This is a genomic window from Bradyrhizobium sp. (genome assembly GCF_049581145.1).
Classification (GTDB): domain Bacteria; phylum Pseudomonadota; class Alphaproteobacteria; order Rhizobiales; family Xanthobacteraceae; genus Bradyrhizobium.
Genome location: NZ_JBAURI010000753.1, coordinates 1 through 8,588, shown reverse-complemented (window position 1 = coordinate 8,588; position 8,588 = coordinate 1). Strand labels below are relative to the sequence as shown.

General features: G+C 59.7%; 10 protein-coding genes. 5 read left to right on the top strand and 5 right to left on the bottom strand.

Annotated elements, in window-relative coordinates; translation table 11 throughout:
- Positions 1-342: 342 nt before the first annotated feature.
- A complete protein-coding gene (locus tag WCB02_RS24605) occupies positions 343-606 on the top strand; it encodes a pentapeptide MXKDX repeat protein (RefSeq protein WP_423962253.1) in 264 nt (87 codons plus the stop codon).
- Positions 607-860: 254 nt separating this feature from the next.
- Here the strand turns inward: WCB02_RS24605 and WCB02_RS24600 are convergent, their stop codons facing one another.
- The 3 genes from WCB02_RS24600 to WCB02_RS24590 all read right to left on the bottom strand — a co-directional run bounded on the left by WCB02_RS24600 (position 861) and on the right by WCB02_RS24590 (position 4,912).
- Entirely contained in the window at positions 861-2,969 is a 2,109-nt protein-coding gene (locus WCB02_RS24600; RefSeq protein ID WP_423962251.1) for a protein-disulfide reductase DsbD family protein, read from the bottom strand.
- Positions 2,970-3,089: 120 nt separating this feature from the next.
- Complete coding sequence (locus WCB02_RS24595; RefSeq protein ID WP_423962249.1) at positions 3,090-3,791, bottom strand: DUF1223 domain-containing protein; 702 nt, start codon at positions 3,789-3,791, stop codon at positions 3,090-3,092.
- Between the two features lie 416 nt (positions 3,792-4,207).
- Positions 4,208-4,912 (bottom strand): TetR/AcrR family transcriptional regulator, encoded by a 705-nt coding sequence (locus WCB02_RS24590; RefSeq protein ID WP_423962247.1) that lies wholly within the window; start codon positions 4,910-4,912, stop codon positions 4,208-4,210.
- 375 nt (positions 4,913-5,287) lie between these two features.
- Here WCB02_RS24590 and WCB02_RS24585 point away from each other — a divergent pair, with 375 nt between their 5' ends.
- The 3 genes from WCB02_RS24585 to WCB02_RS24575 all read left to right on the top strand — a co-directional run bounded on the left by WCB02_RS24585 (position 5,288) and on the right by WCB02_RS24575 (position 7,230).
- A complete protein-coding gene (locus WCB02_RS24585) occupies positions 5,288-5,917 on the top strand; it encodes a cytochrome b/b6 domain-containing protein (protein WP_423962245.1) in 630 nt (209 codons plus the stop codon).
- Between the two features lie 23 nt (positions 5,918-5,940).
- Positions 5,941-6,726 carry a molybdopterin-binding protein gene (locus WCB02_RS24580; RefSeq protein WP_423962243.1) on the top strand — a complete coding sequence of 262 codons (786 nt, stop codon included), beginning with the start codon at positions 5,941-5,943 and terminating at the stop codon, positions 6,724-6,726.
- A 294-nt stretch (positions 6,727-7,020) separates the two neighbouring features.
- The gene (locus WCB02_RS24575) at positions 7,021-7,230 is read left to right on the top strand and encodes a hypothetical protein (RefSeq protein ID WP_423962241.1); all 210 of its coding nucleotides are present in this window, start codon (positions 7,021-7,023) and stop codon (positions 7,228-7,230) included.
- Here WCB02_RS24575 and WCB02_RS24570 read toward each other — a convergent pair.
- Together WCB02_RS24570 and WCB02_RS24565 are read right to left on the bottom strand one after the other, a co-directional pair.
- Positions 7,227-7,427, bottom strand: a complete 201-nt coding sequence (locus WCB02_RS24570) for a hypothetical protein (RefSeq protein WP_423962258.1) — start codon at positions 7,425-7,427, stop codon at positions 7,227-7,229. The two genes, WCB02_RS24575 and WCB02_RS24570, sit on opposite strands and share 4 nt — an antisense overlap.
- A complete protein-coding gene (locus WCB02_RS24565; protein WP_423962255.1) occupies positions 7,354-7,530 on the bottom strand; it encodes a hypothetical protein in 177 nt (58 codons plus the stop codon). Before WCB02_RS24565 ends, WCB02_RS24570 begins: the two co-directional genes overlap by 74 nt.
- Before the next feature lie 351 nt (positions 7,531-7,881).
- Here WCB02_RS24565 and WCB02_RS24560 point away from each other — a divergent pair, with 351 nt between their 5' ends.
- Complete coding sequence (locus WCB02_RS24560; RefSeq protein ID WP_423962239.1) at positions 7,882-8,337, top strand: Hsp20 family protein; 456 nt, start codon at positions 7,882-7,884, stop codon at positions 8,335-8,337.
- The last annotated feature ends 251 nt before the right edge of the window (positions 8,338-8,588 follow it).

Below are 8,588 nucleotides of genomic sequence, written 5' to 3'. Positions count from 1 at the left end.
CATCTGTCGCAGATGCTAGGCATTTCTCGCGGGCAAAGGGGACGGCGGATGTGCCGCGGTCGCTCCGGGCATGAGCCTGACGCAACTCGCAAAATTGTCGAGGCATCGAACGAATGAGGCGCATTGTGACGAGGCGGCCAACGTGTGCGGACATTCGTGACCGGCCGCTTAACGTCTTCTCAAGGATTGGGCAGGATGTCGTTATGCACGTAGAACGCTCGCATTATATTTCAATCGATCTAAAATCAAACTTTTTGCGAACTCCGTAACGTGGTGCATGTCCATGACGTATTCAGTTCGACGATAAATGTCGTCCGAACCAGTTTTTGAAAGGATAACAGCATGAAAAACGCCTCGCGTGTTTTGCTTCTCGCTTCCGCCGTCATCATCTCGCTGGGAGCGGCTTCTGCCCTTCCTGCTTTCGCGCAGGACAAGATGGGCAAGGATGGAATGGCAGACGATACGATGTCCAAGGACGGCATGAAGAAAGACGATGCGATGTCCAAGGACGGCATGAAGAAGGACGATGCGATGTCCAAGGATGCAATGAAGAAGAACGATGCGATGTCCAATGACGACATGAAGAAGGATGAGATGAAGAAGTAGTTTCAATCTTCTTCATCTGTCGGCGACTGGAGTAGACGCCTCATTCTCGCCAGCCGTGTACCGGCTCGTTCGCCAGCCAAGCGAACGGGCCTGTCGCTTTTGACGACGTCCTGCAAGCTGAAATCATGCCGCCATAAGTGCGTCGATTTTTGAACAATGTCCTATTTAGGTTCTTGTCCTGCGCTGTTTCCGCTGACGAATATGCGCCCGGCGCGGGTTTCGCGCGAGGGGCCCCTTCGGTATGCCGCCCGTGATCAAGGAACGGAACTTGCAGATTTGCGAATGTCGTCATGGACTGAAGCTTGATCTATCGCCCGTAAGAGGGCGCTCGTGGTCAGGAGCTCCGGAAGGGCTTCGCCGTCCGGCTGTTGCGGCCCGTACACCACGTCAAAAGGGATGCCGTAGCGCGCAAAGCGATGAAGATAATCTGCGATGTAAGGACTCGGCCGGCTCCAGTCGGCGCGCATTCTGATCACATGCGGCTGTTGCAGCCGCGAACGAACCTCCGCGTTCTCCAGCACTCTCGCGTCGTTGACCTTGCAGGTCAGGCACCATGTGGCGGTGACGTCCACCAATACGGTGTTGCCACCGGCGATCAGGCCGGGCAGCGCATCCAAATCAAAAGCCTGCCATTCCTGCGCGGCCGCCGGTTGCGAGATCGGAGCAACCCCGGATAAACTGACAATGAGGGGCACGACCACAAGGCCGGCGGTGATCAATCCGGACCGGCGTGATGCGAGGGAGGCAATTTGGCCTCCGACCGGAGCACTGATCAGGGCTCGATAGCCGAGCAAGCACGCCAGCAGAGCGGCCGTGACGGCCGCCGTCCATGCGCCCGCCGTGCTCCACAGCACGTAGATCAGCCAGGCGGCCGTCCCGAGCAGCAGGACGCCGAGAAATTTCCGCACAACGAGCATCCACGGGCCGGGACGCGGAAGCCATCGAACGCACCCCGGGAACAACGCCGCCATCCAATAGGGCAGCGCCATTCCGAGGCCGAGACAGAAGAAGATCGCAAGGATTTCAGATGGCCCGCGGGCCAATGCAAAACCCACGGCGGTGCCGACGAATGGCGCGGAGCAAGGGGTAGCCAACAAAGTCGCGAACGCACCCGTAACGAAGGCCTCAATCATGGGTCCGCCAGACCTTTTGGACACAACGTTCGCTATCGAGCTTGGCAGGCCGATCGGAAGCCATTCGAAGAAGTTCGCTGCGAACAGGACCGTCAGCACCGCCATTCCTGCTAAAAACCAGGGCTGCTGAAATTGTATGCCCCAGCCAAGCGTGGCGCCCGACCATTTTAATCCGATCAAGGAGGTGGCCAGCAGCATGAAGCTGAACGTGATGCCGGCAGCTGTTGCCGCGGACCCCAAGCGAACGTCGCGCAAACTGCCGCCGGCCTCTCGCGTAAACGCGAAAAGCTTGATTGAAAGCACCGGAAGCACGCAAGGCATCAGGTTGAGGATGAGTCCCCCGAGCAAAGCCGAAAGCAGCGCGGCGAAAATCAGCGAGCCACTCTCCGGAATTGCCTGGGCGGCCGGCACCTTGATTTCAGCGGTCCGGTTTTCGTCGATCAGTGTCAGTGTCAAGGGGCGGCCGGCTGGTGGCAACGCTGCAAGCCGAACGGTGAGACGGGCGACCTTGTCGGCGTCGTGCAGTTCCACCTTCGGTGCCGGCGGCATTCCATTCCCGGCGCCTTCGACAAGCAGATCCGGCCGGATAAAAGCCCCGGACCTGCTCTTGAGGTCGACCACGAGGGTTGGTTCTGATGCAGGGCCCGCGAAACGAGTGCCAATGACATCGATACCGGCGGCATCCGGCGGCCCCGGCACCCGCCCTTGAGCCGAATTGATCAACCCGGACTGAGCTGAAGTGCCCTCGGCTCCGGTCGGCAACGCAAGCGTGAGGTCAGCCTGGAGGGGCACGCAGACCTCTGAGCAGGCGGCATATGTGATGGACGCTCTGATCCGGGCAACGGTTTGGGGATGCTTCAGGAATAATTTGACCGGAAGAACCACGTCGCTCTCGTAGACGCTGTTCTGCAGGCCATCGATGACGAGACGATGTGGAGCCGGCCAGGAGATTGTCCCGCTCCAAATATTTTCCGAAGCGGACCAGTCAACCGTGGGCGGGATGCCTGCGTCGCCGGGGGTCCGCCAATAACCGTGCCACCCCTTGGCGAACCGAAATTCCAGCCCCGCTTCGAGCGTCGAATCGGCAGTGATATTATCCGCTGCTGTGATCAGGCGCACCGCGGCCCGGCTGTCCCCTACCCAATCGGTGGCGGCCGCGCGGGCGCTGCCCGTCGACGTGATGAGTCCGGCCGACAGCACAAGGAGGATGGCAAGGCGAGCGAGAGCCATGAGGTATCCAGTACCGTTTAGATTTCATGCTGCGGTATCATCGAATGATGGCCGGCCGGCTTAACAGACGCACTTGCGTCTGCGATGGAGCCGACCGGCTCGCGCGACCGTCGCGAACGCTCAGCTTGAGCCTTCGGCCAACCGGGAAGCTCCGATGATCTTGCCATCGGGCGCCTGGAGCACGACGGCGACGTCCTGCCCTTCGGGAAATCGTTCTTTGATCCGGAGCGGCGCTCCCGACCATTGACCGACCGATCGGAACGATCGGACGATGTTCGCTTCTTGCAACGTCCTGCCGCCGTTTTCTCCGCGGCCGATCGCAGTCGTATGGTCGTGATCGAATCCGATCAGAAGCACCTTGCCGGTACCAGAGCCGGAGCCGACCTGGATCGAAACGTCCTCCCCGGTCTTCGTGACGCTGACGGACGCGGCTGTTTGACTTTCCTGTTTCGCCTTTTCGATGGCTGATCCAACATCCCTGCGGTGCGAACCGACCAGCCCGGCGGCGCCATGGACAACGATCTCGGGCGTGTAAGATCCATCGCCGAAGCGATGGCCATATTGGTCCTGTCGGTCCGTGGCGGCTTGCAGCGAATACGGATCCTTCCATCCCAAGCGGTCCCAATAGGTGACGTGGAACGCAAGCGGCAAGACGTCTCGCCGGTCCTTGGACAGCTCGTTGAGGTAAGCGTTCGCGGGCGGGCAGGATGAACAACCTTGCGAGGTGTACAACTCGACGACAACCGGCCGTTCCGCGGCAAAGCCAGCGACAGGGCAGAGACCCGCAATGAGGGCCAGTGAAGGGAGCAGGCGCGATAGCATGAAAATCCTCCTATTTTGAGTTCACCCCTTATTCGCAGCCTTAGGCCGTTTGTTACGCTTGATCGCTGTCAGGACCCCTTCTTGAAGCGCAAGCACCAGGTTCGGTTGGCGCAAGTTACGATCGAAGCGTCCGGATTCGCGCGTCTGCAGGGGTTATCTGGCGCGTTCTGCGATTGAGTAACGAAAATGGCGATTTTCACGCACGGAATCTTGAAGCTGCTTCCGTGCTTCGGTGCCTGACAGCTTGGGTCGCCCGCTGGCGATCACGGTACCAGCCTAAAAGATGTTGAATAACAATCATGCAGACCGCATGCCATGGACCGCCTTGAACAATTATAGGGCGATAGTTCTAAAACGCATCGGCGCGGTTTCGTCAAATTCTCCATCGCCGCGAATTCCAGAACCGACGAACGCTTTCATTTGCTCTTACCGCTGCTCTGGCTGGCCGCCCGTTTGGGGCGTTTAGCAGGACGCTTCCTTCGATCTGCATTATCGAGCAAAGCAAACACGGGCCTCGCCAGGCCCTCCAGCAGTTTGCGGTCAGGCCGGGCACGCGCGAGCACGCGAATCCCGAGCAGAACGCCCAGGAGAAGTCTGGCCAGGTCCTCTGCCGAGTGCGCTTTCGGAATGGTGTTGTCTCGCTGGCCCGACGTGACGCATCGAAGAAAAAACGATTCGACCTCGTTCAGAAACGTTGCGAGGATCTGCTGGAGTTCCCTGTCATGCGGTGTGGTTTCAAGTGCTGAGTTAACCAGCAGACAACCCATCCTCTGTTTGTCGTTCAAGGTTCGCCTGATGATTTCGTGCAGAAATGCGACGATTGCATCCCGCGGCGGAAGGCTAAGCTCGAAACGGCGAATTCGCTCGCGGAAAGTCTGGTCGAGATAGCGGTTGAGCGAGCGCTCGAAAAGGGTGCGCTTGTTGCCGAAGGCATTATACAGGCTGGCCCCGGCAATGCCCATTTCGTCAGCCAAGTCGCGCACCGAGGTAGCTTCGTAACCACGCAGCCAGAATCGCTGGATCGCCGCGTCCAGCACGGCTGCTTCGTCAAATTCCCTCGGTCTTGCCATAATTTCCCGGGCCTTGCAAATATTGAGGAAGATATATGCCCGGAACTGCATGTTGTCATTGCGGGCGACCGCTCCAGAACGAAATATTGCTTGTCCGTTGAATAGGTTGCCCGTCCTCCTCCGGACGTATCGAGCTTGGCGTGGATGCCGAGGCCGCTTTTAGTCTCCCATCAGAACTTTATTGTAGATCAACCGATCTACAATGGTCTATATTCGCTCGTTACGAAGCTTGGTCGACTGATCCTGCCGCGCCGCAAGACCCTTATCGTTCGCGATGCGGGCCCGGCGGGACGCGGCCGCAAGCCGCTATCATGAACGGCATGTCGTGCGCCAGGTCTTTTTCCCCGCATGGCAGTAGCGCCATCAGGTCCGTCGGCGCATAGCGAGTATCGATTTAGCAGCGATGAAACGGCCAGGGAAGCGATCATGTCCAGTCTTTCAGTCAGCGACGCCCACAACGCATTTGCCGCCGCCAAGATCATTCAGCCGGTGTGGGTGAGACTCCTGCACTGGATCAACGCCGTAGCGATTATCTTGATGATTATGTCGGGCTGGCAGGTCTATAACGCCTCGCCGCTGTTCGCCTTCAAGTTTTCGCATTCGATCACGCTGGGCGGCTGGCTCGGCGGTGCATTACTCTGGCATTTCGCGGCGATGTGGCTGTTGGTGGTCAACGGTCTCATCTATCTGGCGCTGGGGTTTGTTACCGGCCGCTTCGCCAACAAGCTGCTGCCGGTCACGCCGTCGGGCGTGATCGCCGATGTCAAGGCTGCGCTGACCTTCGGGCTGTCGCATGACGATCTCTCCAAATACAACAATGTGCAGAAGCTGCTTTACACCGGGATCATCGTGGTCGGCATTGTCATCGTGCTGTCGGGCCTTTCGATCTGGAAACCGGTGCAACTGCAATATCTCACGGCGTTGTTCGGTGGCTACGATATCGCGCGTTATGTCCACTTCATCTGCATGTCGGCGATCGTCGTGTTTTTGGCCGTGCATGTCGCGCTGGCGCTGCTGGTGCCGAAAAGCCTGCGCGCCATGATCATCGGCCGTTGAACCATGCTTGAGGAGTATCCAACATGGGCGGACTTCGCTCTCTTCTGATACCCGGCGTCGACAAGCGGCTTCTGGTCAAGGACGCTGTCAAGATTATGCCGGATCTCGCGCGCCGTCGCTTCATCGGCGGCGGCGCCAGCCTTGGCGCATTGACGCTATTGACCGGATGCGACGTCTCCGACAGCTTTTCGGCCGACAATCTGCTGGCGCAGATCTCGAAATTCAATGACGCCGCACAGGCCGCGATCTTCAATCCCGATGCGCTGGCGCCGACGTTTCCGGAAAGCGCGATCACCAATCCGTTCCCGTTCAACGCCTATTACGGGATGGATGACGCGCCCGATGTCGACGGCAAGGGGTGGAAGCTCGAGGTGCGTGGCCTGGTCGACAACAAGAAGTCATGGACGCTGGAGGAGCTTTACAAGCTGCCGCAGGTCAAGCAGGTCACGCGCCACATCTGCGTCGAGGGCTGGAGTGCGATCGGCAGCTGGACCGGTACGCCGCTGCGCGATTTTCTCAAGCTGATCGGCGCCGATACCAGCGCCAAGTATGTCTGGTTCCAATGTGCGGATAAGGAGGGCTATAACAGTCCGCTCGACATGTGCACCGCGCTGCACCCGCAGACTCAGATGACCTTCAAATTCGCCGACCAAATCCTGCCGCGCGCCTATGGCTTCCCGATGAAGATCCGGGTGCCGACCAAACTCGGCTTCAAGAACCCGAAATATGTGATCTCGATGGAGGTGACCAACGACTATAAGGGCGGCTACTGGGAAGACCAGGGCTACAATTCATTCAGCGGGAGCTGACGCTCTGAGTTGTCGCGTGGGCAAGGCTTCAGGGTCAGTTCGCGCGGCGCGGGTTGTCGCGGGCATCCAGGATGGCCTCGACGACACGCGCCAGCCGGCGGATCGACCCGCCGGCCAGAGGTCGGCGATGATCCCAATCTCCACCACGTCGGAAGGCGCGGTCCATTCTGGCGACGGCCCGCGCCGTTCGATGACTGCCGACGTCAGGCCAGGGAGCACGGCCAGCGGGTCTTCGGCCTGCGGATCGGGAATCTCGAGGATTCGAAAGCGATCCGGCAACGCGGGATGCAATGCGTGCGCATCATTCGTCGTCACCAGCCACAACACCGGTCGGAGATCTACTTCGCCTTCCAGATATCTTTCGCGCTCATCCGCATCCTCTCCGGTCAGATGTCCTTGGCGCTGTCGCCGCCGGTCACTTCGTACTCCGCGCGCGTCATCATGTTGGCGGCGTCCACGGCCAGAAAGACGGCCGCCAGGGAGATGTCGTCCGGCTGCAGCTAGCCGACCTTCAGCGGCACGGTCGGCGTGCGGTTGTCCCAGGCCTGCTGGGGCGTCGGATGGTCGACCTTCGTCCCTTGCTCGCCCATGGATTCGCTGAGCCGCTTTTCGTAGCGGGTCAGGGCGTTATCGACGAGGTCGGGTATCAGGGCGTTCACCGTGATGTTGTGTTCGCCGAACTCCATCGCGGCCGACTTCAAGGATTCCCCACTTCGAGGCGGAATAGCTCGACGCGTCCTTGGTGCCGTGTTTGCCTTGGATCGAGGACAGCAGAATGAAGCGGCCCTTCTTGCGCGCTGCCATCTTCGGCGCGAATGCGGCCACGGCGTTGGGGCCGCGCTGCTGGCCGACATCGAGGCGAATTGTGACGAAGCTGAAAGCCGAAGATGCTGCCTGGGATCCGGAAGAAAGGCGGCTCAAGGCTACTCTGCGCCGCGCGCGAGGCTGAAGCTTCGGCGCAGGCATGCGTTGACCGACCACGATTCCTGGCCGAAAATTTTTTGCGTGGAGCCCTTGAAACTTTTTTCGGATCTACGAATTTTTTGGGCGTCGCTACGAGGCGATCGGGGCGCCGTCAGGGTCCCGCCACTTGAGACGGGCACCGGAAATGTCCGGTGCCGCTCGTAACCATTTTGCTCCCAGGAGGATCTGGCTATGCGCACTGTAGATTTTTCGCCCCTGTTTCGGTCAGCCATCGGATTCGACCGCCTGTTCGACCTCGCCGAAGCCGCGCAGCGCGCGGGCGAGGAAAGCTATCCCCCCTACAATATCGAACGCTTCGACGAGAACAGCTTCCAGATTTCTGTTGCGCTCGCCGGATTCAAACCGGAAGAGGTCGACCTGACGGTCGAGCAGAACGTTCTGACGCTTGAAGGCCGCAAGAACGAGAAGGAAGGTAAGACCTTCCTGCATCGCGGCATCTCAGCTCGCAACTTCAAGCGCCAGTTCACGCTTGCCGACCACGTCGAGGTCAGGGGTGCCCGCTTCGAGAACGGCCTGCTCGTCATCGACCTGCAGCGCGAGATCCCCGAGGCGATGAAGCCGCGCCGGATCGCGATCAACGGCGCCACCCCGAGCAATGTGACCCAGATCGAGTCCAAGGCCGCCTGACCGACACGGGACGGCCCGGATTGATCTAGCTGCGCGGGGCCAGGCCTCGCGCGGCCCTCTCAATTGGTCGCAACCATGCGGCCGCCGCTCAGCCAGGGATGTCTTAAGTCAGCGGGCCAATTTGGAGTGGCTCGCGCACTACAAGATTAACCGTCTTCCGTTGCGGTAGCGAGTGGCAAACCAATCGCTACGCGCAAACCTCCCAACGAAGATCGATCCAAAACGAGAGAACCGGTATAAAGTTCGGCAAG

What these genes read in the sequence shown, in the direction of transcription:
- WCB02_RS24605 (WP_423962253.1), top strand. Translation starts at nt 343, where the DNA reads ATGAAAAACGCCTCGCGTGTTTTGCTTCTCGCTTCCGCCGTCATCATC.
- WCB02_RS24600 (WP_423962251.1), bottom strand. Translation starts at nt 2,969, where the DNA reads ATGGCTCTCGCTCGCCTTGCCATCCTCCTTGTGCTGTCGGCCGGACTC.
- WCB02_RS24595 (WP_423962249.1), bottom strand. Translation starts at nt 3,791, where the DNA reads ATGCTATCGCGCCTGCTCCCTTCACTGGCCCTCATTGCGGGTCTCTGC.
- WCB02_RS24590 (WP_423962247.1), bottom strand. Translation starts at nt 4,912, where the DNA reads ATGCAGTTCCGGGCATATATCTTCCTCAATATTTGCAAGGCCCGGGAA.
- WCB02_RS24585 (WP_423962245.1), top strand. Translation starts at nt 5,288, where the DNA reads ATGTCCAGTCTTTCAGTCAGCGACGCCCACAACGCATTTGCCGCCGCC.
- WCB02_RS24580 (WP_423962243.1), top strand. Translation starts at nt 5,941, where the DNA reads ATGGGCGGACTTCGCTCTCTTCTGATACCCGGCGTCGACAAGCGGCTT.
- WCB02_RS24565 (WP_423962255.1), bottom strand. Translation starts at nt 7,530, where the DNA reads ATGGCAGCGCGCAAGAAGGGCCGCTTCATTCTGCTGTCCTCGATCCAA.
- WCB02_RS24560 (WP_423962239.1), top strand. Translation starts at nt 7,882, where the DNA reads ATGCGCACTGTAGATTTTTCGCCCCTGTTTCGGTCAGCCATCGGATTC.